21 protein-coding genes are annotated in these 23194 nt (G+C 64.8%); 12 read left to right on the forward strand and 9 right to left on the reverse strand.

Going from position 1 to position 23194, the window contains the following annotated elements; translation table 11 throughout:
* Positions 1-113: 113 nt before the first annotated feature.
* Both epmA and NKH23_RS09660 read left to right on the forward strand, forming a co-directional pair.
* Positions 114-1175, forward strand: a complete 1062-nt coding sequence (gene epmA, locus NKH23_RS09655) for an EF-P lysine aminoacylase EpmA (protein WP_352911141.1) — start codon at positions 114-116, stop codon at positions 1173-1175.
* 314 nt (positions 1176-1489) lie between these two features.
* On the forward strand, positions 1490-2164 hold the full coding sequence (locus NKH23_RS09660) for a DUF8692 domain-containing protein (protein WP_352977375.1): 675 nt from the start codon (positions 1490-1492) through the stop codon (positions 2162-2164).
* Between the two features lie 82 nt (positions 2165-2246).
* Here the strand turns inward: NKH23_RS09660 and NKH23_RS09665 are convergent, their stop codons facing one another.
* From NKH23_RS09665 to NKH23_RS09680, 4 genes are read right to left on the reverse strand one after another with little or no spacing between them, the layout of a single operon-like run.
* A complete protein-coding gene (locus tag NKH23_RS09665) occupies positions 2247-3071 on the reverse strand; it encodes an ABC transporter permease (protein WP_352911135.1) in 825 nt (274 codons plus the stop codon).
* A gap of 2 nt (positions 3072-3073) precedes the next feature.
* A complete protein-coding gene (locus tag NKH23_RS09670) occupies positions 3074-4354 on the reverse strand; it encodes an ABC transporter permease (RefSeq protein ID WP_352911132.1) in 1281 nt (426 codons plus the stop codon).
* A gap of 5 nt (positions 4355-4359) precedes the next feature.
* Positions 4360-5409, reverse strand: coding sequence for an ABC transporter substrate-binding protein (locus NKH23_RS09675; protein ID WP_352911130.1), 1050 nt, complete (start codon positions 5407-5409; stop codon positions 4360-4362).
* A gap of 5 nt (positions 5410-5414) precedes the next feature.
* A complete protein-coding gene (locus NKH23_RS09680; protein WP_352911128.1) occupies positions 5415-6584 on the reverse strand; it encodes an ABC transporter ATP-binding protein in 1170 nt (389 codons plus the stop codon).
* A 310-nt stretch (positions 6585-6894) separates the two neighbouring features.
* Here NKH23_RS09680 and NKH23_RS09685 point away from each other — a divergent pair, with 310 nt between their 5' ends.
* The 8 genes from NKH23_RS09685 (at position 6895) to lpxK (ending at position 15380) form a co-directional block, all read left to right on the forward strand.
* Positions 6895-8283 (forward strand): aminotransferase-like domain-containing protein, encoded by a 1389-nt coding sequence (locus NKH23_RS09685; protein WP_352911126.1) that lies wholly within the window; start codon positions 6895-6897, stop codon positions 8281-8283.
* Between the two features lie 9 nt (positions 8284-8292).
* Entirely contained in the window at positions 8293-9543 is a 1251-nt protein-coding gene (locus NKH23_RS09690; protein ID WP_352911124.1) for an NAD(P)/FAD-dependent oxidoreductase, read from the forward strand.
* Between the two features lie 252 nt (positions 9544-9795).
* Entirely contained in the window at positions 9796-11139 is a 1344-nt protein-coding gene (locus tag NKH23_RS09695; RefSeq protein ID WP_352911121.1) for a TldD/PmbA family protein, read from the forward strand.
* A complete protein-coding gene (locus tag NKH23_RS09700; RefSeq protein WP_352911118.1) occupies positions 11126-11932 on the forward strand; it encodes a 3'(2'),5'-bisphosphate nucleotidase CysQ in 807 nt (268 codons plus the stop codon). Before NKH23_RS09695 ends, NKH23_RS09700 begins: the two co-directional genes overlap by 14 nt.
* Positions 11933-12006: 74 nt before the next feature.
* On the forward strand, positions 12007-12252 hold the full coding sequence (locus NKH23_RS09705) for a DUF4170 domain-containing protein (protein ID WP_352911116.1): 246 nt from the start codon (positions 12007-12009) through the stop codon (positions 12250-12252).
* A 5-nt stretch (positions 12253-12257) separates the two neighbouring features.
* Positions 12258-13037, forward strand: coding sequence for a lysophospholipid acyltransferase family protein (locus tag NKH23_RS09710; RefSeq protein WP_352911113.1), 780 nt, complete (start codon positions 12258-12260; stop codon positions 13035-13037).
* A complete protein-coding gene (gene waaA, locus NKH23_RS09715) occupies positions 13034-14350 on the forward strand; it encodes a lipid IV(A) 3-deoxy-D-manno-octulosonic acid transferase (protein WP_352714994.1) in 1317 nt (438 codons plus the stop codon). The genes NKH23_RS09710 and waaA overlap by 4 nt, the downstream gene beginning before the upstream one ends.
* Position 14351: 1 nt before the next feature.
* Positions 14352-15380: a tetraacyldisaccharide 4'-kinase gene (gene lpxK / locus NKH23_RS09720; protein WP_352911110.1), complete on the forward strand. Its 1029-nt coding sequence runs from the start codon at positions 14352-14354 to the stop codon at positions 15378-15380.
* A gap of 251 nt (positions 15381-15631) precedes the next feature.
* On the opposite strand, the gene NKH23_RS09725 is transcribed toward lpxK, so the two are convergent.
* Entirely contained in the window at positions 15632-15865 is a 234-nt protein-coding gene (locus NKH23_RS09725; protein WP_353034603.1) for a DUF2093 domain-containing protein, read from the reverse strand.
* Positions 15866-16100: 235 nt separating this feature from the next.
* Positions 16101-17027, reverse strand: a complete 927-nt coding sequence (locus tag NKH23_RS09730) for a LysR family transcriptional regulator (protein WP_352911107.1) — start codon at positions 17025-17027, stop codon at positions 16101-16103.
* Positions 17028-17117: 90 nt separating this feature from the next.
* On the opposite strand from NKH23_RS09730, the gene NKH23_RS09735 reads away from it, so the two are divergent.
* Positions 17118-18011, forward strand: a complete 894-nt coding sequence (locus NKH23_RS09735; RefSeq protein ID WP_352911105.1) for a DMT family transporter — start codon at positions 17118-17120, stop codon at positions 18009-18011.
* A gap of 241 nt (positions 18012-18252) precedes the next feature.
* Here NKH23_RS09735 and mutL read toward each other — a convergent pair whose 3' ends face one another.
* The gene (gene mutL / locus NKH23_RS09740; protein WP_352911102.1) at positions 18253-20112 is read right to left on the reverse strand and encodes a DNA mismatch repair endonuclease MutL; all 1860 of its coding nucleotides are present in this window, start codon (positions 20110-20112) and stop codon (positions 18253-18255) included.
* An 80-nt stretch (positions 20113-20192) separates the two neighbouring features.
* Positions 20193-21095, reverse strand: a complete 903-nt coding sequence (locus tag NKH23_RS09745; protein WP_352911100.1) for a LysR family transcriptional regulator — start codon at positions 21093-21095, stop codon at positions 20193-20195.
* 103 nt (positions 21096-21198) lie between these two features.
* Here NKH23_RS09745 and NKH23_RS09750 point away from each other — a divergent pair, with 103 nt between their 5' ends.
* Positions 21199-22188 carry a zinc-dependent alcohol dehydrogenase family protein gene (locus NKH23_RS09750; RefSeq protein ID WP_352911097.1) on the forward strand — a complete coding sequence of 330 codons (990 nt, stop codon included), beginning with the start codon at positions 21199-21201 and terminating at the stop codon, positions 22186-22188.
* Between the two features lie 17 nt (positions 22189-22205).
* Here the strand turns inward: NKH23_RS09750 and NKH23_RS09755 are convergent, their stop codons facing one another.
* Positions 22206-23108 (reverse strand): LysR substrate-binding domain-containing protein, encoded by a 903-nt coding sequence (locus NKH23_RS09755; RefSeq protein WP_352911095.1) that lies wholly within the window; start codon positions 23106-23108, stop codon positions 22206-22208.
* Between the last annotated feature and the right edge of the window lie 86 nt (positions 23109-23194).

Here is a 23194-nt window from a genome sequence, read left to right on the forward strand (position 1 = left end):
GGTTTCCATCCTGATAAAATTTGTTGGCGCAAATCGGCTGGAGAGGCCGTTGCGTGCGGCCTAGCGCATCTTGGCCGCAATCGCCAGCCCTCTGTGCAATTCCCCTGAAGCCGATGACCGCCGCCTCGCCGTGGTGGACGCCGCATGTCCATGCCGACCGCCGGCCGCGGCTGATCCTGCGCAATGCCATTGCCGCCGGCATGCGCGATTGGTTCGCCCGCGGCGACTTCGTCGAGGTGGAGACATCGGCCCTGCAGGTCTCGCCCGGCAATGAAGCGCACCTGTCGGCCTTTGCCACCTTGGCGATCGGGCCCGACGGCGCCCGCCAGCCGCTCTACCTCCACACGTCACCGGAATTCGCCTGCAAGAAGCTGCTTGCCGCCGGCGAGGAGCGCATCTTCAGCCTCGGGGCTGTCTGGCGCAACCGCGAGCGCGGCCCCTTGCACCATCCGGAGTTCACCATGCTCGAATGGTACCGCGTCGGCGAGACCTATGAGAGCCTGATGCGCGATTGCGCCGAGCTCGTCGCGCTGGCGGCCGAACGGGCCGGAGCGAAACGTTTTAGCTTCCGCGGCCGCGAGGCCGACCCGTTTGCCGAGCCGGAACGGTTGAGCGTCGCCGAAGCCTTCATGCGCCATGCCGGCATCGATCTGCTGGCGACGGTTGCAGCCGACGGCAGCACCGACCGCGCGGGCTTGCATGCCGCCCTGGTCCAGGCCGGATTGCGGACCGCGCCCGACGACAATTGGGCCGACCTGTTCAGCCGGGTGATGGTCGAAAAAATCGAACCGGCGCTGGGGCAGAGGCGCGCCACCATTCTTTTCGGATATCCGATCTCGGAGGCGGCATTGGCCCGGCCGAGCGCCGACGATCCGCGCACCGCCGAGCGCTTCGAGCTTTATTGCTGCGGCGTCGAGCTGGCCAACGCCTTTGGCGAGTTGACGGACCCGGCCGAGCAGCACCGACGCTTTGCCGCCGAAATGGACGAAAAGCAGCGTGTCTATGGCGAACGCTACCCGATCGACGAGGATTTCCTCGCCGCGCTTGCCATCATGCCGCAGGCGAGCGGCGCGGCGCTCGGCTTCGACCGGCTGGTGATGCTCGCCACCGGCGCGCTCCGGATCGACGACGTGATCTGGACGCCGGTGGTCGGTTCTGACGATAGGTTTTGCTGACCGGCGCGTCAGATCTGGAACCAATTACATGGTCAGGCCAAGCCTCCGCTGGCGGCGTCGGCCAGAAGATTAGCGAGGACGAGCAGGATGATCGAGAGATCCATCATCAGCGTGCCGGCGGCGGTGATTGCCAGGAGAGCTTTTCGCGCAGGCCGTTGGCATTGCCAGGAACTCCACCACGACGACCTCATCGTGGGCGAAGCGCTGCAACCGTTCCGTGTGTTGCCGCCATCATGGCGGGCCGGCATAGTGCTGGCGGAGTGCTCGGCGCAGCGGAGCTACCGGCCGTCGTACTCAGAATGGGCTTCGGCACAATGCCAGACAAGAATGCGCTGGACACAAAGCATGGCGGCGAATGGAGGATGTCCTGGCGCTTGGTCATGCTTGCGGCCGCAGCGATTAACGTTGTGATGCTCTTGGCCGCGCTGTTCGCCGCGCAAAGTCTTAGTCTGGACGCTACGATCTTCTATCGAGATCCATCTGCAGCCGCCGATGTCGGCTTCTATACGGGGTGGATTTCGTCCCTAGGTGCTTCGCTATGGATCGGCACCGGTGCGGCGACCCTGTTTGCTGGTCTGCTCACGCGCCGATGGGATTGCACGTTTCTCGGCGGCCTTACCCTGGTCATGGGCCTCGATGACCTGTTGTTGATCCATGAGGACGTGCTGCCCGTTTTTGCGATACCAGAGATTGTTACGATGATTGCCTACGCCGTCGCAGGGTTGTTCTGGTTCTTTCGGCTGCGACGGAAGACATTCGACGGCACGATCGTGTTTGTGGCCGCGGGCTCCCTACTCGCGATGTCAGCAGCGATCGACCAGCTGGGAGAGCTGTTTCCTACCCCGGGTTCGGCGGTCGACATCGCCGAAGACGCCGTCAAAGAGCTTGGCATTTTCCTTTGGGCGGCAGGTGCCGTTGGGTACGCGGCGATGGTGACACGATTGGGTCACCCGTGGGTGGACCCAGCCGATCCCAACTCTACAGGCTGACTGTCGCACACGCCGCATCTTCGACTAGCGCCGACGCCTGACAGGGCTCGTATGCCTTCACCCGACCGCCGCAAGGACATTCCTACTCAATGCGCGGTCGCTGCTTGCCACGGCGAGCCAGAAGATTAGCGACGACGAGCAGGATGATCGACAGCCCCATCATCAGCGTGGCGGCGGCGGTGATTGCCGGGGAGAGCTTTTCGCGCAGGCCGATGAACATTTCGAGCGGCATGGTGCGTTGATTGGCACTGGCCAGGAACTGCACCACGACGACCTCGTCGAACGAGGTGACAAAGGCGAAGGCGGCCCCTGACAGCACGCCGGGCAGGATCAGCGGCAGCATCACCCTGAAGAATGATGTGATGGGCTTTGCTCCGGAGATGGCGGCAGCGCGCATCAGATTGCGGTCGAAGCCGGTGAGGCTCGCTCCCACCGTGACAACGACGAACGGGCTGGCGAGCGCCGTGTGCGCCAGGATGATGCCGGCATAGGTGCTGGCTAGGCCGACGCGGGCATAGAACAGATAAGAGCCGACGGCGGTGATCACCACCGGCACGATCAGGGGCGACAGCAGCAGCGGCATGACGATGCGGCGGCCGGGAAACTTTTCGTCGGAAAGCGCAATCGCTGTCAACGTGCCGAGTATCGTCGCGATCAGCGTCGTCCCGAACGCAACGATCAGGCTGTTGCCGATCGCGGATTGCCAGCGTTGGGTGCCGAGCACGACCGCGTACCAGCGCGTCGAAAATCCCTCCAGCGGAAAGATGAAGAAGGCGCCGCTGTTGAACGACAAGGGAACCGGAACGAGGATCGGCACGAGGAGGAACAGGATCACCATGCCGCACCACAGCCAGAGCAGGGTGATGCGGATTCTTTCGCCTGTCGTCGGATAGGGAGACAGCAGCATGGCTACACCAGCTTGAGACGGTCGAGGCCGAGGATGCGGGCGAAGATACCGAACAGCGCCAGGGTGAAGACGAGCAGGATGAAGCTCAGTGCTGCCGCCATCTCCCAGTTCAGCTCGACATTGACGTAGTTGGCGATGAAATTGCTGATCAGCTGGTCGCTTGCCCCGCCGATAAGCGCCGGCGTGATGTAGTAGCCCAGGCAGAGAATGAAGGTGAGCAGGCAACCGGCCATGACGCCCGGAAAAACCTGTGGAAGATAGACGCGGCGGAACGCGGTGAAGGGTTTTGCGCCGAGCGAATAGGCGGCCTTCATCTGCGAGGCCGGGATCGTGCGCATGACGCTATAGATCGGCAGCAACGTGAACGGCAGCTGGATGTGGGTCATGGCGATGATCAGGCCTATGCGGCTGTACATCAGGTCGAGCCGGTCGTCGGCAATCCCGAGCCACAACAGCAAATCATTGACCAGGCCGAATTTCTGCAGGAGCACTGTCCACGCCGCTGTTCGCACCAGGATTGACGTCCAGAATGGCAGTAGCACCGCGACGATGAGGATGGCGGCGAGGCCCTTGGGCACGGAGGCGATGAGGTAGGCGAGGGGGAAGCCCAGTATCAGCGTGGCCAGCGTCACCGCCGCGGCGACGAAGAATGTGCGCATGAACACCTGCAGGAAGATCGCCTGTTCCGGCGGCACCTTTTCAATGCCGCCGTCGGCATTCCAGCGCAGATCAAGCGCGCTCAGCAGGTAGAACGACGTCACGCTGTGGGTGCCGCTCTCGATGACCGGCCACGTGCCGGGCGCCGACCAGAACGGCACGGCTTTCATCACCTCCAGCGGCGGCCTGTCGGCAGCCTCCAGTTGGCGTACCGTCTTGAGCACCTGGCTGCGCGCACCGGGCAGGCGGGCGTTCAGGCTTTTGGCGAGTTCATATGCCGTGCCCCTGGCCTGATTGTCCCTGAGGTCGGCGGCAAGGGCCAGGAAGGCGGCATCGCCTGGCAGTCCCGCGCCGTTCCAGCCGCGCAGCGCCTGGCTGGTCTGCGGCAGGGCGTCGGCAATCGTCGGATCATAGACGGCGCGCGACAGCAGCAGGACGATCGGGATGCCGAAGCTCAGCGCCAGCAGCACAAGCAAAGGTGCCGCCAGCGCCAGCGACCGCAGCCGGTCGCCAAACTCGGCGCGCCGAAGTTTTGCCGTGACGGATTTCGCCGCCTTGGCATCGGCGGCCGACCGGTCGCGCTCGATGCGCGGCCGATCCAGTTCCGTGGGCTCAAGCGCCGTCATTTTTCCTACTGCGCGAGCCAGGCGTTGAAGCGCTTGACCAGATCCTCGCCATAGTCGCCCCAGAATTCGGTGTCGGCGACCAGATAAGCGCTCATATGGTCGGGCGCGTTCGGCAATTTGGGCAGCGCGTCCGGCGCGACAAAGGCAGCTGCATCGGTGCGCACCGGCCCGTAGGTGATGTAGCTGGCGAGCTTGGCGTTGTTTTCCGGCTGGCTGATATAGGCAAGATATTTGTAGGCCAGCTCTGGGTTCTTGGCGCCCTTCGGAATGGCGATCATGTCGTATTCGAGGATCTGGTTGTTCCAGACGATCTTGAATGGCGCCCCGTCCTTGTCGATCGCATTCTGGATACGGCCGTTCCAGGCGGTGGTCATCACCACTTCCTTGGATGCCAGGAGCTGCGGCGGCTGTGCGCCGGCATCCCACCACACGATGTCTTTCTTGATGGTGTCGAGCTTCTTGAAGGCGCGGTCGACGCCTTCCGGCGTTGCCAGCACCTTGTAGACATCGGCCGGCGCGACGCCATCGGCCATCAGCGCCCATTCCAGATTCTGCGCCGGGAACTTGCGCATCGCGCGCTTGCCCGGAAACTTGGTCGTGTCGAAGATATCGAGCACCGAGGTCGGCGCCTCTTTCAGCACGTTGGGGTCATAGGCGAGCACGTCGCCATAGGCGTCGAGGCCGACGCCGCAGTCGAGCGCGGAGCCTTCAAGGAATTTTTCGCGCGGCGCGATCTTGGAATAGTCGAGGCGCTCGAGAATGCCGGCGTCGCAACCCTGCAGCACGGTCGCGGTCTCGACCGTCACCAGGTCGATCGGCACGTTGCCGGTGTCGACCATGGCTTTGACCTTGCCGAGATCGCCAAGATATTCCTGCTCGACGATCTTGGCACCGGTCTCCTTGCTGAACGGCTCGAACCATGCCTTGCGCTGGGCATCCTGCCAGGCGCCGCCGCTGGCCATGATCGAAAGCTCGTCGGCGAAGGCGACATGTCCTGAGGTGATGAATGCTGTGGCTGCCGCAAAGGCGAACAGCCGTGCTTTGGTGATTTTCATTGTTGTTATTCCCCTGTTTTCGAGATGGAACCGCCCGTTCCGGCATCTGCCGGAAAGGCGCGGCAGTCGTTGGGCGTGCAGGAAACCGTGACCGGTTCCCCGTTGCCCATGGTCGCTTCGGGGCCGACCTTGACGGTCAGCACCTGTCCGTTTTCCAGCTTGGCCAGAAGACGCTGGTGGTCGCCGAGATAGATGCGGCCATCGACCGTGCCGGCCAACGCATTTGCTCCGTTCGAAGCGGGCGCAAGCTTCAGCCGCTCCGGGCGGATAGCGACATGGCAGGCCGCGCCCTCCGCAACACCGATGGCCAGCGCGGTTACCGAACCGCCGCCGTCCAGCGCAACGCGGCACTCCTTGCCAGAGACGCGGTCGACCTTGCCGAGCAGCGTATTGTTCTCGCCGATGAAGCTTGCGACAAACGAAGTTTGCGGCGCGTTGTAGAGATCATCCGGCGAACCGAGCTGGGCAATCCCGCCATTGTTGAAAACGGCGACGCGGTCCGACATGGTCAGCGCCTCGCTCTGGTCGTGTGTCACATAGACGATGGTGACACCGAGCATCGTGTGCAGTTGCTTGATCTCGAGCTGCATATGCTCGCGCAGCTTCTTGTCGAGCGCACCGAGTGGCTCGTCCATCAGCACCAGGCTCGGCTCGAACACCAGCGCGCGGGCAAGCGCGACACGCTGCTGCTGGCCGCCCGAGAGTTGTGCCGGCCGCCGGTCGCCGAACTGCCGCAGACGCACCATGTCGAGCGCGCGGCCGACGCGGGATGCAACGTCCGTCTTGGTGATCTTGCGGACGGAGAGCGGGAAGGCGACGTTCTCCTCAACGCTCATGTGCGGAAACAGCGCGTAGTTCTGGAACACCATGCCGATGTTGCGTTCGTAGGGCGGCAGCCTGTCGACCGACCGGCCCTCAAGCGTGATGACGCCGCTGGTCGGCCGTTCGAACCCTGCAAGCATGTTGAGCGTCGTCGTCTTGCCCGAACCGGAGGGTCCGAGAAGGGTAAGGAACTCGCCGCGCGCAACGCCGAGGTTCAGCCGCGTTACCGCGAAGGTGCGGCCGTCATAGGATTTCTCGACATCGATGAATTCGACAAATCCATGGCTGCCGGCATCGGCTGCCCGTGCAGGCTCGGCACTGTCGCGTGACAAGGCTGTCGCTTCGGCGGTCACGGACGGAAATCCGTCGAGCTGCGGCAGAGGCTGCTTGTTGAAACGAGGTGATGCTTGCCGTGCATGTGTCGGTCTCGCGTGACGCTGCCGCACAAGGCGGCAAACCAAACTTGTATGCTCACACAATCGATCTCTAAAGGACCATAGATGCAGACAAGTTTGGCCGTCAAGCGGCTTTCGTCGGGATTGTGTGAGATTTTTCAGCCGGATTTTGGAAATATGTACCGGACAAGTACTATTGTCCGGAGCATTGTCTTATGCTAGATGCGCCGGTAGCCAGAGCGTCAACACACCGAATCCGCCAATCCGCATGCTTCAGGACCTGCAACTCGCCTCGGATGAAGGCCCGGTCTACCGGCGCCTTGCCGACGCTATTGCCGAACGGATCACGGCTGGCACACTTGCTGTTGGAGACCGGCTGCCGCCGCAGCGCGAGATCGCCCGCGCACTGGGCATCAATGTCACCACGGTGACGCGCGCACTGTCGACGCTGCAGCAGCGCGGCCTGCTCGAAGCGCGGCCCGGACGCGGCACAACGGTCGCGGCCCGCAATGGCGGCGAAAGGCCAGGTTTCGTGTCGGCGCCGAGCGACGACACCGGCGTTATCGACCTCTCCGTCAACAGACCTGCGACCTCGGCCTATCTCGATGCGCTCGGGCTGCTGCTGCCGCGCCTGTCCAAGGACCGGCACTATGCCACGCTTCAGGACTATCATCCGCCGGAGGGGCCGCTTTGGGCGAGGACGGCAATCGCCGAGTGGATGCGCCCGGTGGCGGGGGAAGGCGATCCCGGCCGTGTGGTGCTGGCGGCGGGCGCCCAGCATGGGCTGGATTGCGTGCTTGGCGCGGTGACCAGGCAGGGCGAGGTCGTGCTCGCCGACGAAGTGACCTATCAGGGCATCAACGCGCTGTGCCGGGTGCATGGGCTCGACCTCAGAGGCGTCGCGATGGACCGTGGCGGCATGCGGGCCGACGCGTTCGACGCGGCCTGCGCGCAGCTCCGCCCACGCGCGGTCTTCCTGGTCCCGACCCTGCACAACCCGACGACCATCACGCTATCCGAAGAGCGCCGGCACGAGCTGATAGCTGTCGCCCGCCGCCACAACGTCCTCATCATCGAAGATGACGTCTACCGCCCCCTGGCAGACAATCCGCCGCCATCGCTTGCCAGCCTCGAGCCCGAACTGACGATCCATATCGGCGCCATGTCGAAATGCCTTGCCCCAGGACTGCGCCTCGGTTTTGTGATCGCGCCACGCGCCATAGCCGGCCAGGTCGCAGCGGCTTTGCGCATCAACTGCTGGAGCATCAGTCCTTTGACTGCACTGATCGGCGCGCGGCTGATAGAAGAGGGCTTGGCGGCGCGCATCATAGAAACGCAGAAGCAGGAGCTTCGCCAGCGCCAGGCCATCCTCACCGAAATCCTCGGCCGCTACGATGTCCAGAACCACCCCACTTCGACGCATGCCTGGCTGCGCCTTCCGGAGCCGTGGCGGGGCGCGGGTTTCGCTCGCACCTGCCTGGAACGTGGCGTTGCCGTGCTCCCGGGTGATGCCTTCGCGGTTGGGCGCGAGCCGGTACAGCACGGCGTGCGCATCAATGTCGGCGCCGCGCGCTCGCTCGACGATCTGCGCACGGCCCTGAACACCATGGCCGAATTGCTATCGGCCGGCCATCTGCAATTGCCTGGCTTCGTCTAGGATCTAATGATGGCAACGTCGGAAACGGTCGAAATCGCCATTGTCGGTGCCGGCGTTGTCGGACTTGCGACGGCACTCCGGGTCGCAGTTGAGGGTCGCGAAGTCCTGCTCATCGACCCCAATGAGCCGGGCTCCGGGGCCTCGTTCGGCAATGCCGGAACGATTGCCGAATATGCCTGCATGCCGGTGGGCAATCCGGCTGTGCTGCGCGCGCTGCCAAAGCTGCTTCTCGATCCCGAAAGCCCTTTTTCCTTGCGCTGGCCGGCGCTGTTGCAGCTTGCGCCATGGCTGGTTCAATTCGTGCGGCAGTCGCTTCCGGCGGCCACCCGAGCCAATGCGCTGGCGCTCGCCAGGCTTCTGGCTGAGGCCCTGCCGGCTTGGGTGGAGATGGCGAAGGAGGCTGACATGGCAGACCTGCTGCGCCGCAACGGCTGTCTCTACCTGTATCGTCGCGAGAGCGATTTCGCCAAGGCCGCCGGGGGCAGGGCGCTGCGCGCCGGGTTTGGCGTCCATCAAGAGGTTCTGACACCGGAAGAGGTCGCCGCGCTGGAGCCTGGCCTGCCCGCGACGGGGGCCAGCGGTCTATACTTCCCGGACTCGATGAATGTCACCGATCCCAAGACAGTGATGCGGCGGCTGCTCAATGCCGCGACCGTCCGCGGCGTGTCGGTGGCGCAGGCTGAGATAACCGGACTGCGGGTCGAGGCGGACGGTGTCAGGCTCAGCGGTTCCGGCTTTCGCATCAAGGCGAACACGGTTGTGATCGCCGCGGGCGCGCAATCGCGGGCATTGGCCATGCAGGCCGGCGACAGGATCCCGCTCGAAACTGAGCGCGGTTATCATCTCGAATTCCCGACCGAACCGCCTCTGCTCAATCGTCCGGTCTGTCCGGTCGATCTCGGCTTCTACATGACGCCGATGGCCGACCGGCTGCGCGTTGCCGGAACCGTCGAGCTCGGCGGGCTTGCAGCGCCGGCAAATCCACGCCGGCTGGCGCTGCTCGACCGCGGTGTCAGGCAGTTCTTTCCACAACTCGGCCGGCCGTCATCCGAGTGGCTCGGGTTCCGGCCGTCGCTGCCCGATTCCCGGCCGGTCATCGGTCGGTCGCGCGGCAGCTCCAGGGTGATCCATGCCTTCGGTCACGGCCACCTTGGCCTGACGCTCGCTCCGATCACTGCACGCCTGGTTGCAGAGCTGATCATTGGTCGCGGCGATCCAGCGCGTGTCGCGGCGTTTTCGGCTGATCGCTTCCGCGCCTGATCAATCGAACATTTCGCCTTCGGGTTGAGATCAGGAGTCTGTTTCCGATCAGGCCAGCGTAGGTGCAAAATCAAAGATCTAAGCCGTCCTTTGTGCGTCTAGAAGGACGCACCAGCTCTAGATCGGTCGCGCCGACCTGGGGCTAGATGCCTCCTGATTGCCCGCTTCTCCCATTGCAGAAGCCGCACCGGGACAATAGATGGTGCAGCAGCGGCTGCCCTATAGCCGGCCGCAAGCAACGGGATTATGCGCATGACCGATACGCTTGACGCAGCGAAACTGACCGACCGCGTCGCGGCCCTGGTCGAGGCCGCCAAACGGGCCGGCGCCGATGCCGCCGATGCGGTTGCGGTGCGCGGCCGTTCGACCGGCGTGTCGGTGCGGCTCGGCAAGGTCGAAGGCACAGAGGCGTCCGAGAGCGAGGACGTCTCGCTGCGCGTCTTCGTCGGCAAGCGGGTAGCGAGCGTTTCGGCAACGGCGGCATCCGACCCCAATATGCTGGCCGAGCGCGCCGTCGCCATGGCCAAGGTGTCGCCCGAGGATCCCTATCAGGGGCTCGCCGATCCGGTCCTGCTGGTCAAGAAGCCGCGCGACCTTGATCTGTTCGATGCCACAAAGGTATCGGCGGACCAGTTGAAGGAAGCAGCGCTTGCCGCCGAGGCGGCGGCGCTTGCCGTCAAAGGAGTCACCAATTCGGCCGGCAGCGGCGCCAGTGCCGGGCTGGGCGGCCTGGTGCTCGCCACCTCGCACGGCTTTGTCGGCCATTACGTCGCCTCGCGTTTTTCGCGCTCGACCAGCGTGATCGCCGGCGAGGGCACCGGCATGGAACGCGACTACGAATTCTCCTCGCGCCAGCATTTTTCCGATCTCGACGCGCCGGAAGACATCGGCCGCAAGGCCGGTGAGCGCGCCGTACGCCGCATTGGCGCGCGCAAGGCTGCGACCGGGCCGGTCGACGTGGTGTTCGATCCGCGCGTCGCGCGCGGCATTGCCGGCCATCTCGCCGGTGCCATCAATGGCGCCGCGGTGGCGCGCAAGACCAGCTTTCTGCGCGACATGATGGGCAAGAAGGTGGCCTCGGCCGCAATCACCGTCACCGACGAGCCGCTCCGGCGCCGTGGACAGGCCTCGCGCCCGTTCGACGGCGAAGGCGTCGAGGGCGAAAAACTGTTCATGGTCGACAAGGGCGTGCTCAACCACTGGTTCTTGTCGACCTCGGCGGCACGGGAACTCGGTCTCGTCACCAATGGGCGCGGCTCGCGCAGCGGCTCGTCGGTCTCGCCATCGTCGACCAATCTCGCCATCGAGCCCGGGGAAAATACGCCGGAAGAACTGATCAAGTCGCTCAAGACCGGCTTCTACGTCACCGAAGTGTTCGGCCAGGGCGTCGACATGGTGACGGGCGAGTATAGCCGCGGCGCGTCCGGCTTCTGGATCGAAAACGGCGAGCTGGCCTATCCCGTCGCCGAGGTGACCATCGCCTCCAATTTGAAGACCATGTTCCTCAACATGGTTCCGGCGAGTGATCTCGACCGCAATTTCGGCACTGCCGCGCCCACGCTTTTGATCGAAGGAATGACCCTTGCCGGAGCTTGAGCCGGCCGTCTCGGCCGGCGCTACTGAAGACCTGCAGCTGCTGCGCGACGCCGCCCGCGAGGCGGGGCTCATTGCCATGCAGTACTTCAACAACAATCCGCAAGTGTGGATGAAGGGCGGCACCTCGCCGGTCAGCGAAGCCGATCACGCCGCCGACAAATATCTGCGCGAGACCTTGCTGGCGGCCCGGCCGGACTATGGCTGGCTGTCGGAGGAAACCGTCGACGACCCGGTAAGGCTCGTCGCGCGCCGCACCTTCGTCGTCGATCCGATCGACGGCACGCGCGGCTTCCTCGAAGGTCTGCCGACATGGTGCGTCAGCGTCGCTGTGGTCGAGAACGGCCGCACGCTCGCCGGCGTGCTCGACTGCCCGGCGAAGGGCGAAATCTATTGGGCGCTGCCGGGCGAGGGCGCATTCCTGAATGGCAAGCGCATCAGCGTGCGTCCGCCGTCGGAAACGGCCGAAATCGCCGGACCGAAGCCGATGATCGACCTGCTGCCGGCGAAATGGCACAAGCGGCTGAAGCGAGTGCCTTATATTCCTTCGCTCGCCTACCGGCTGGCGATGATCGCCGGGGGCCAGCTCGATGCCACCTTCGTCAAGGCCAACGCGCATGACTGGGACATCGCCGCGGCCGATCTCATCCTGCGCGAGGCAGGCGGCGCCTTGCTCGATCGGCACGGCCGCGCGCCGCTCTATGCCGGCGAAGTGATCCGTCACGGACCGCTCGCCGCCGGCAGCGGCGAACTTCTCGCCGTGCTCGCCGGCGTCATCGCCGGGCTGGACAATTGACGACTATCAATAGTTCCAAAGTCGGCGGCTTTGGTCTAGACCTGTCCCAAACTCACGATATGTGAAGGATCGACATGGCCGCTGAAGACGGAAAGAAACAGCTTTTGCACCTGGTGTTCGGCGGCGAACTCAAGAAGCTGGGCGGCACCGAATTCCGCGATCTCGACGCGCTCGATATTGTCGGCGTCTATCCGGACTATCAATCGGCGCACGCTGTCTGGAAGGCCAAGGCGCAAGCCAGCGTCGACAATGCCCATATGCGTTACTTCGTCGTTCACCTGCACCGCCTGCTCGATCCCGAAAACAAGGCTGCCGGTTGACATCGATGAACCATGAAGCGGTCAAGCGATCAGCCCCGCGGTCGGCGGTCAGACGTCGCAAGCCGAAGACGTTCTGGCGCAAGATCCGCGAACCGCTGGCGCAGTCGCGATTCGTCAAGAATGCGCTTGCCGCCCTGTTTGCGTATTTCGTCCGCCTTGTCCGCTTGACCAACCGCATGGTCGACGGATCGGCCAAGTTTTCCGGCGGCGCCTATGCGCAGTTCGAGCCTGGCATCATCGCGCTCTGGCACGGCCAGCACCTGCTGACCCCGGCCTATTATCCCAAGGGACGGCCGCTGGTTGCCATGGTGTCGCGCAGCGCCGATGCCGAGCTCAACGCGCTGATGGTCGAGAAATTCGGCATCGAGGCGGTGCGCGGCTCTGGTGGGCGCGAAAGCGCAAGGCATCTCGACAAGGGCGGCGCCAAGGCGCTCATCGCCCTCAAAAAGTCGCTCGCCACCGGCAAGAATGTCGCCATGATAGCTGATATTCCCCACGGCACGCCGCGCGATGCGGGGCTCGGCGTCGTCCTCCTGGCGCGGCTGTCCGGCCGGCCGATCCTGCCTGCCGCAATAGCCACCAGCCGCCGCAAGGTGATCGAGGGCAGCTGGGACAAGACGACGATCAACTTGCCTTTCGGCCGCTCCTCGATTGTCGTCGGCACGCCTGTCTTCGTGCCGGCCAACGCAGACGCCGCGGAAATGGAACGCAAGCGCCAGGAGGTCACGGCCTCGCTCAATGCCGCGACCGCCGAGGCCTATCGCCTTGTGGACGGTTCGAAATGAGTATGCGCTGGGCGCGCGCCTTCCTGACGGCATACCGCTTCGCCGGGGCCGCCGCTTACCCGCTGGTCGGACCTTATGTCGCCTGGCGCACATCCAGAGGCAAGGAGGATCGCATTCGCCGGCGTGAACGCTACGGCGTCGCCGGACGCGAGCGCCCCGAAGGCCCGGTGATCTGGATCCATGCAGCCAGCGTCGGCGAGACCATCGCCGTCGTGCCGCTGGTCGAGAGCATTCTCGATTACGGCGTCAACGTCGTGCTGACGACGGGCACCGTCACCTCGGCGCAGGTCGCCGAAGAACGGCTGGGCGACCGCATCATCCACCAATATGTGCCGCTCGACCTCAAGCCGGCGGTCAGCCGCTTCCTCGACCATTGGCAGCCGGACCTGGCGATCATCGCCGAATCGGAGATCTGGCCGATGACCATCCTGGAACTCGGCGCCCGCCGCGTGCCGCAGGTTCTGGTCAACGGCAGGCTGTCCGACCGCTCCTTCAAATCCTGGAAGAAGCGCGCCAACATTGCCGAAGCATTGTTCGAAAATCTTGCCCATGTCGTCGCCCAGTCGGACCTCGATGGCGAGCGCTTCCTTTCGCTCGGCGCCCGGCCGGTCACCGTGTCCGGCAATCTCAAGGTCGACACCGCGCCGCCGCCGGTCGACGAACGGGCACTGGCGGCGCTGAAACGCCAGATCGGCGGCCGCCCGACCTGGGCGGCGATCTCGACCCATGACGGCGAAGAGGCGGTTGCCGCCGAAGTTCACGCCATGCTGCACAAGCGCCACCACGGGCTTTTGACCATCATCGTGCCGCGCCATCCCGATCGCGCCGGGCAGCTGGCCGCCCAGATTTCCGGAATGGGCCTGAAGCTGGCGCAGCGCAGCAAGGGCGACAGGATCACCGCCGATACCGATATTCTGCTCGGCGACACGATCGGCGAGATGGGGCTTTATCTGAGGCTGACGGAAATCGCCTTTGTCGGCCGTTCGCTGACTTCCGAGGGCGGCCAGAACCCGCTGGAACCGGCCATGCTGGAGACAGCGGTGCTTGCCGGCCGCAACGTCCAGAATTTTCGCGAGGCCTATCAGCGTCTGCTCGACAGTGGCGGCGCCAAGCTGGTGCGCGACCGCGATATGCTGGCCGGCGCCGTCAATTTCCTTTTGACCAACGAGGCGGCTCGTCACGAAATGATGGCGGCGGGTGCGGCGACCGTCGACGAGATGCGCGGTGCGCTGGCACATACGCTCAGGTCGCTCGAGCCCTATATCCAGCCGCTGGTCGTCAAGTCGCGCCTGAAGGGCGCGAACGGGCGCTGACGTGACCTCGGAAGCGCCGCCCTTCTGGTGGGAAGAGCCGGACTGGCGGGTCGCGGCGCTGTCGCCGCTCTCCGCCGTCTATGCGCTTGTCGCCGGTCGCCGCTTGCGGCACGCGCCGCGCGAAAAAGTCGAGGCGCCGGTGCTCTGCGTCGGTAACTTCACCGTCGGCGGCACCGGCAAGACGCCGGTGGCGATCGCATTGGCCGAGCAGGCCAGGCGCATGCAGCTCAATCCCGGTTTCCTGTCGCGCGGCCATGGCGGCTCCTTCGCGCAGCCACATATCGTCGATCCGCACCACGACGCCGCCAAGCATGTCGGCGACGAGCCGCTGCTTCTGGCCGAACACGCGCCGGTCGCGGTGACGCCGAACCGGGCCGCCGGCGCCAGGCTTCTGCTGGAGAAGCTCGGCTGCGATTTCCTGATCATGGATGATGGTTTTCAGAGCGCGCGCATCCACATCGACTATGCGCTGGTCGTCGTCGACGCGCGCCATGGCATCGGCAATGGCCGCGTCATCCCCGGCGGGCCGCTGCGGGCAAACATCGTCGACCAATTGGTCTTCACCAGCGCCTTGCTGAAGATGGGCGAGGGCACCGCGGCCGATACGGTCGTGCGCCAGGCAGCGCGCGCCGGCAGGCCGATCTTCGAGGCGCACACTGCCCCGAGCAGCAACGTGACGCTGGCCGGCAGGCGGTTCCTGGCATTCGCCGGCATCGGCCATCCCGACAAGTTTTTCGACACGGTAACCGAGGCCGGCGGCGAGCTTGCGCTGACCCGACCATTTCCTGACCATCATTTCTACAGTGCGGACGAGCTTGCCGAATTGGCGGCGACCGCACGTAAAGCCGGGCTTGGCCTCATTACCACCGCCAAGGACGCTGCCCGCCTGCGTCACGGCGCAGCACCGCCGGAATTCCTCGACCGGCTCGACGTGCTGGAGATCGACACCGTCTTCGAGCTCGACCATGTGCCGCAACGCATCATCGACGAGACGCTGGATGCCTGGCGGCAGCGCCGGCTCAAAGGCTGACCGGCAGCTCGAGCACCGAGGCGATGCGGGACCGGAATTTGCAGCTTTCCGCCGGTCGAGCGTATTTTGTTCTTGCTTTGTGCCGGCAGCTATGCTATTAATTTAAATATGGTGATCATTCGCCGACGACCCGCCCTCGAGGCGGGTTTTTTATTTCAGGATAATCTCTAAGGTTTCGGTGTTGCCGGCCTGACGCCGCGGCAGAGGCAGGCGCGAAGCGTCGCAACGGGGCGGCTTCCATTTGCGTCGGACTAGCGTCGGCGGCGCAGTTCCGGATGCGCTTCGATCTCGCGACGCAGCGAGGCGGCGGCATTCACATAGGGTTCCTGCCTGGCGACACTCCAGTATTTAAGCTCGTCGAGCGGGATGCTCTCGCCGGTCACCGCACAGCGCACGAAGGCGCCGGGGCTGGTCACCTGGAAGTCGCCATCGAGATAGTGGATGCGGGCTTCCTTGCCGCCGGGGCCTTCGAAACGGTTCATCATGGGGTGGTGCCGAAATTCATGACGATGTCATCGCCACAAATTGCGGCGAGGTCAAGCTTGGTTGGCCTTGCCTGGTTCTGTTTCTGGTGACACTTGCTCGAACAAGCCGGCAAAGCGGATGCCAATGCATGTCGCGCAAAAGTGTGCAGCGGTTTTTGCGATAACGACATGCATAAACACAAGAACCTGAAGCGCGTCGCATGAGGCCGGTCGAACGCGACGCGCTTCAGGCATCTCATTCTTCGGCGATGATAAACTCTTCGATCTTCTCCGCTGCCAGCCCGGCCTGGACTGCGATGCGCCGGGCGAGTTCGGCGGCGGCGGCGCGCGGGCGCCCCAGCGGCCGGTCGAGCCAGTAGGATATCGGGCTGAGCGCGCTGCGTTCGTCTACGGCGACGATGCGGCCCGACTTCAATTGGTCCACCGTCAACGGCGGACGTGCCAGCGCAATGCCGAGCCCGTGCGCGGCGGCGTCGAGCACAAGGTTGTAATCCTCGAAACGGCGGTCGTGCGGCCGCGGCCGATAGTCCATCTCCTGCGCCGCAAACCAGGCGCGCCACGCCGAAGCGTCGGAATCGTTGATCACCGGAAATTCGAGCAGCCGGGCCGGATCGCCGCGGCCGATTTCCCTGGCCAATTCCGGTGAGGCGACCGGGAACACATATTCTTCGAAAAGCTGCACCGAGATCCGGCCCGGAATGCGACCGCGCCCGCAGCGGATCGACAGGTCGATGCCCTCGTCGGCAAGATCGCCCTGGCGGATGTCGACATCGAGCACGATACGCAGCTTGGACGGGTGGTTCTCCAGCGCCGCCATGCGCGGCATCAACCACAGCCCGCTGACCGAAGGGATCGAGGTCAGCCGCACCACCGCCGTGCCGCGCGGCTCGACCCAGCGATCCGAATTGCTGGCGATCAGGGCGAAGGCTTCCGTGGTGCGCAGATGCAGGCGGTTGCCCTCGAGGGTCAGCGAGACGCCGCGCGCGCCGCGATCGAAGACTTTTAGCCCGAGCCAGCCCTCGAGCTTGGCGATCTGCCGGCTGACGGCGCCATGGGTGATGTTGAGCTTCTCGGCCGCCGCCGAAAAGCTGCCGGTGCGTGCCGCGGCGTCGAAGGCGCGCAGCGTTTCAAGCGGCAGCATCGAGTCTGAGCTGTGATCCATAGTCACAGGTGATCCTCGATTTGTTCGTTTGTCAACCGGCCCACAATAGCGTTTCTCTACTTCGTGGCATTGGATCGCGAGGACACCGAGATGAGCGCTTACACCGGCACGTTGAATACGACACAGCGCATGGATGCCACGGCGGCCATCGCGGTGGCGCTGACGGTGATCGGCTGGGCCTCCGCCTTTCCGGCGATCCGCGCCGGCCTTGCCGCCTTCGGGCCGCTGGAACTCGGCGCGCTGCGCTTTGCCATCGCCGCGGTTCCGGCGGCGATCTTCCTCGCGGTCAAGTGGCCGGCGCTGCCCAGGCTCGACGAACTCTGGCGCTTTGTCTTCGGTGGTGCCGTGTTCGTCGCGCTCTACACGGTGATGCTCAATTTCGGCGAACTGACCGTTTCGGCCGGCGCGGCGGGCTTCATCATCAATGTCAGCCCGATCTTCACCGCCATCATGGCCATGGCGCTGCTTGGCGAACGCTTCTCAGGCCTGGCCTGGGCCGGCACATTCCTGTCCTTCGCCGGCATCGGGATCATCGCCATGGGCGAGGGGCAAGGGCTGCATTTCAACAATGGTGCGCTGCTTGTCCTCGGCTCGGCGCTGTGCTCGGCCGTCAACACCATCGTCCAGAAGCCGCTGTTTGGTCGCCACCACCCGCTGACCATCTCGGCCTCGAACATGGTGCTTGGCGCGCTCTGCCTGTCGCCGTTCCTGCCGAACGGTCTGGCGCAGGCGGCGGTCGCCGATACCGCCGGGCTCGGCGCGGTCATCTTTCTCGGCATCGTGCCCAGCCTGATCGCCTATGCCGCGTGGGCAACAGCGCTTTCCCGGCTGCCCGCCGCACGCGCCTCGAACTTCCTCTATCTGGTGTCGCCGGTGGCGACGCTGATCGGCTTCTTCTGGCTGGGCGAGGTGCCGACGCTGCTCGGCATCATCGGCGGCGCACTGGCGCTCGGCGGTGTCATCGTGGTGAATTTGAAGAGGTGAATCAGCGGGTACGAAGGCTTGCGTGAATCAAAAAAGCCGTATCGAACGGCTCTTTTTGATTTCCCCTCTCCGGTTTGCTTCGCAAACCACCTCTCCCCACCTTGTGGGGCGAGGAACCCAAGGTTTCCGAGGTTGCGGCCTTTGGCGATTGGCGTTTCCTCGCCCCCACTAAAGTGGGGGAGAGGTGGCCGCGGAGCGGCCGGAGAGGGGCTGCGCCAGCGGACGTCGTAAGCCGCAGGCCCTACCGCCGCCGGAACAATCTCTCAATATCCGCCAGCTTGAGCTCGATGTAGGTCGGGCGGCCATGGTTGCAGGTGCCGGAGCCGGGCGTCGCCTCCATCTGGCGCAGCAGCGCGTTCATCTCTTCGGCCTTGAGCAGGCGGCCGGAACGCACCGAGCCGTGGCAGGCCATGGTCGCGGCTATTTTGTCCAGCCGCTCCTTCAGCGTGTCGACCGTGTCGTTGTCGGCGATCTCGTCGGCGAGGTCCCGCACCAGCTGCTGGACGTTGGTCTCGCCGAGCATCGACGGCGTCTCGCGCACCGCGACGGCACCGGGGCCGAAGCGCTCGATACCGAGGCCGAAGCGGGCCAGCGTCTCGGAGTGCATGGCGAGCCGTTCGGCGTCTTCCTCCGGCAGATCGACGATCTCGGGCAGCAGCAGCATCTGCGACGGCACCGCGCGTGAGTGGAGGGCGTTCTTCAAGGCCTCGTAGACCAGCCGCTCATGCGCCGCGTGCTGGTCGACGATGACAAGCGAATCCCTGGTCTGGGCAACGATATAGTTCTCGTGCACTTGCGCGCGCGCGGCGCCCAGCGCCGTACCGAGCAGCGTCTCCGCCGCTTCGTTTTGCCCGGCGCGCGCGTCGGCACTGTGCAGCGGTCCGGCGTCGAAGGCCGTCTGCTCGTCCTCGCCGAGCCCGCCATTTGCAGAGCCCATATCGAGCGGCCGCTGCGGCGAACGGGCCGGATCGAAACCCGCAAAGCCGGAGGCCCGATAGGTGGCCTCGTAGCTACGATGGCCGTTGGCCGGGCCGCCATGCGCATAGGATGCGGCGCCTGGCCGGAACGCTGCCATCATGCCGGCGGCCCCTGTGGTGGCGGCGCGGATGCCGGCATTGGCCAGCGCTTCGCGGATGGCGCCGACGATCAGCCCGCGCACCAGCCCCGGGTCTCGGAAGCGCACGTCTGCCTTGGCCGGGTGGACGTTGACGTCGACGATCGCCGAATCGAGCGTCAGGAACAGCACGGTGACGGCATGGCGGTCGCGCGGCAGCACGTCGGCGAAGGCGCCGCGAATGGCGCCGGCGATCAGTTTGTCACGCACCGGGCGGCCGTTGACATAAGCGTATTGCTGCAGCGCGTTGGCGCGGGTGAAGGAGGGGACCGAGACATGGCCGGCGAGACGCACGCCGTCCCGCACCGCGTCGATGGCAATCGCATTGTCGGGAAAGTCGGCGCCCATCACCTGTGCCACCCGACGCAGCCGGCCTTCCGGGCTGTCGTAGGTCGCCGGCAATTCCAGCGTCGAGCGGTCCGGGCCGGCAAGGGTGAAGCGCACGGCGGGGAAGGCAATGGCGATGCGCTTGACCACGTCGCCTATGGCCGAGCTTTCGGCGCGCTCGCCCTTCATGAATTTGAGCCGCGCCGGCGTGGCGAAGAACAGGTCGCGCACCTCGACCGTGGTGCCGCGATTGGCCGCCGCCGGCCTGACGGCGGAGACGCGGCCGCCGTCGATGCCGATCTCGGCGGCGTTTTCACTGGACGCGGTGCGCGAGCGGATCGACAGCCGCGCCACCGAGCCGATCGACGGCAAAGCCTCGCCGCGGAAGCCAAGCGAGCGAATGTCGTGAATGTTGTCGGCGAGCTTGGAGGTGCAATGGCGCGCGATCGCCAGCGCCAGTTCCTTTTCCGGAATGCCCGAGCCGTCGTCGCTGACGCGGATCAGGTTCAGCCCGCCGCCGGCGGTGACGATCTCTACGCGCGTCGCGCCGGCGTCGAGTGCATTCTCGACCAGTTCCTTGACCACGCTTGCCGGACGCTCGATGACTTCGCCGGCGGCGATCTGGTTGATCATCGTTTCGGAAAGCTGGCGGATGGGCATGGGGCACTATAGGCGGATTCGTGGTCGATGCGGGAGGGCGGAATTGAGGAAATCCACGCAGCTGACCGCGGCCGTGCACTTCAACTCATGAGCTTGGGCAGCGCTGCCGCCAAAGCATCGACGGCAAGGCGGACTTTCATCGGCAGATGAGGCGTCTGCAACCACAGGGCATGAACGTCGTAGAGAAACCGGGATTGTTCCGGCAATAGCGGGACAAGCATGCCCGCCTGGATGCGCTGGCGAACCAGCCAGTAGGGCAGCCAGGCGAGCCCCATGCCGGCGGCCGCGGCATCGGCGATGGCATCGAGGTCGTCGAGCCGCAATCTGCTGACTGGCCTGACCTCAATCGCGGGGTCGCCGTTGCGCGGAAATAGCCACGGCTGAACGGCACGCCCGGACCGGCGGTAGATGATCGCATGATGGCTGCCGAGGTCATCTATTTCCTGTGGCTCGCCGTGCCTGTCGAGATAGGACGGCGACGCGCAGACGACCATGTGCTGGCGCGCGATACGACGCGCTATCACCCCGGCCTGGTCCTCCAGGTCGCCCGTTCGGATGGCAAGGTCGCAGCCGTCCTCTGCGAGGTCGGCGATGGCGTCGCTGAACGACAGGTCAAGTTCCAGCGCCGGATATTGCTGTGCAAGCCCGAACAGGATCGGGGCAACGCAGCGCCGGCCGAAATGCACCGGCATGAGCACGCGCAGCTTTCCGCGCGGTTCGGCAAGCTGGTCGGCGGCAAGCGCATCCGCAGCCTCCGCTTCGGCAAGCACCAGCCGGCAGCGCTCATAATAGGCCCGCCCGAAATCGGTCAGGCTTTGGCGGCGCGTGGTCCGGTTGATGAGGCGCACGCCCAGGCGCTCCTCGAGAAACCGGACATGCTTGCCGATCATCGGCCCGGACAGATCAAGAGCCGCCGCCGCGGCCGCGAACGAGCCAAGGTCGACGGCTTTGACGAACACGGCCATGCTGGTAAGGCGATCCATATTCAAAACTGTCAGTTTCTATTGCTCTACTCAAGCAGCTATTTATCTGCCTGATCGCCGCTGGCATAGCACATTCAGTTCAAATCTTTTGGAGTTATGACCGATGGCGCGTGTCGTTCGTTTTTATGAGCTTGGTGGTCCCGAGGTTCTGCGCATCGAGAATGTTGAAATGCCTGCGCCTGGGCGGGGCGAGGTCCAGATCCGTGTTAAGGCGTTGGGTATAAACCGGGCCGAGGCGCTGCTGCGTTCGGGGACCTACATCCAGACCGCGCCGTTGCCTTCCGGTCTTGGGCTCGAGGCGGCAGGTATCGTCGAGATGGTCGGTGAAGGCGTGGATGGGTTTGCGCGGGGCGATGCCGTCAGCATCGTTCCGCCATTGTCGATGGCCCGCTGGCCTGCCTATGGTGAGATTGCCACGTATCCCGCCGAGCTCGTCGTCAAGCACCCAGCATCGCTGAGTTGGGAAGAAGCCGCCGCCGCGTGGATGCAATATCTCACGGCCTACGGCGCGCTGATCGACATTGCCAAACTTGGCAGGCAGGACTTTGTCGTCATCACCGCGGCCTCGAGCAGCGTCGGACTTGCGGCGATCCAGATCGTCAACCTGGTTGGCGCGACCCCAATCGCGGTCACACGGACATTTGCCAAGAAGCGGGCTTTGCTTGAGTTCGGCGCGGCCCATGTCATCGCCTCGGCAGAGGAGGATCTGGCAGCCAGGCTGAAGGAAATCGCCGGCCCGGACGGCGTGCGCGTGGTGTTCGACGCCGTCGGCGGGCCGATCTTCGAGCCTCTGACGGCAGCGACGTCGCCGGGTGGCATTCTCATCGAATATGGCGGCTTGAGCCTCGACCCGACACCTTTTCCGCTACCTGCAGTGCTGGCCAAGACACTGACGCTGCGCGGCTATCTCGTCCACGAGATCGTGCGCGATCCGGCCCGGCTGCAGGCCGCCAAGACATTCATCCTTGACGGGCTGATCACCGGCTCGCTGAAGCCGGCAATCGCCAGAACCTTTCCGTTCGACCAGATCGTCGAGGCGCACCGTTATCTCGAGTCCAACGAACAATTCGGCAAGATCGTCGTGACGGTGTGACTGGGCATTTATCGGCCTCACGCCTGCGCCGCCAGCCAGTCCCGTACCTTGCGGGCGTTGTCGCTGAGCTCGCGGTTCCTCGACCAGATGACATGAAAGCCCTTGCCGGTCGTCATCGTGTGGCCGGTGACGCGCACCAGCAGCCCTGATGCCAGCAGCCGCTCGGCGAGGTGACCCCAGCCGAGCGCGATGCCTTGCCCTTCCATCACTGCCTGGATCACCAGCGCATAGTCGTTGATACGCAAGCCACGCCCGGCATCGGCGATGTCGACACCGGCCGAGGCGAACCACTCGTCCCAGCTGGCGGCCTCGCGAAACGGCTCTTCGAGATGAATGAGGCGGTGCGATGGAAGGTCCGCGACGCTCTCCGGCAGCCCGAACCGGGCCACATAACTAACGCCGGCGACGGGGAATATCACTTCATCGGCCAGCGGCAGCGAATGATAATCCGGCCATTCCCTGGGCTCGCCGCCGCGGACACCGAGCGGGATATCCTCGGCGATGATGTCGAGATCGCGGTCGGCGGTCTGGATGCGCAGGTCGATGCCCGGCAATTCGTCGCGAAACTGCTGCAGGCGCGGCATCATCCAGAACGAGGCGAAGGCCGTCGAGGCGGCGAGCGTCACATGAGCGCCGACGGCGATCTGGCGCAGATCCTCCGCCGACTTGCGGATGTGCGACAGGCCGAGCGAGACGTCAGCATGAAAGCGGTCGCCGGCTTCGGTAAGGCTGACTTGCCGATGGCGGCGCTGGAAGAGTTTCGCGCCGAGCTGCTGTTCGAGCCCACGGATCGCATAGGAGACGGCAGCCTGCGTCATGCCGAGCTCGCGCCCGGCGGCGGTAAAGCTCGACAGCCGCCCGGCGGCCTCGAAGACGATCAGGCTGCCGGCCGACGGCAGCAGGTGGCGTAAGTTTCGCATAAGCTGAGCTTATACAAGAGATCAGGATTTTCCAGCGTCACAGCTGCATTTTGTCTGACTAGATTGGTTGCCAACAGGAATATGGA

The organism is Mesorhizobium sp. M1328, from assembly GCF_040318075.1.
GTDB lineage: Bacteria > Pseudomonadota > Alphaproteobacteria > Rhizobiales > Rhizobiaceae > Mesorhizobium.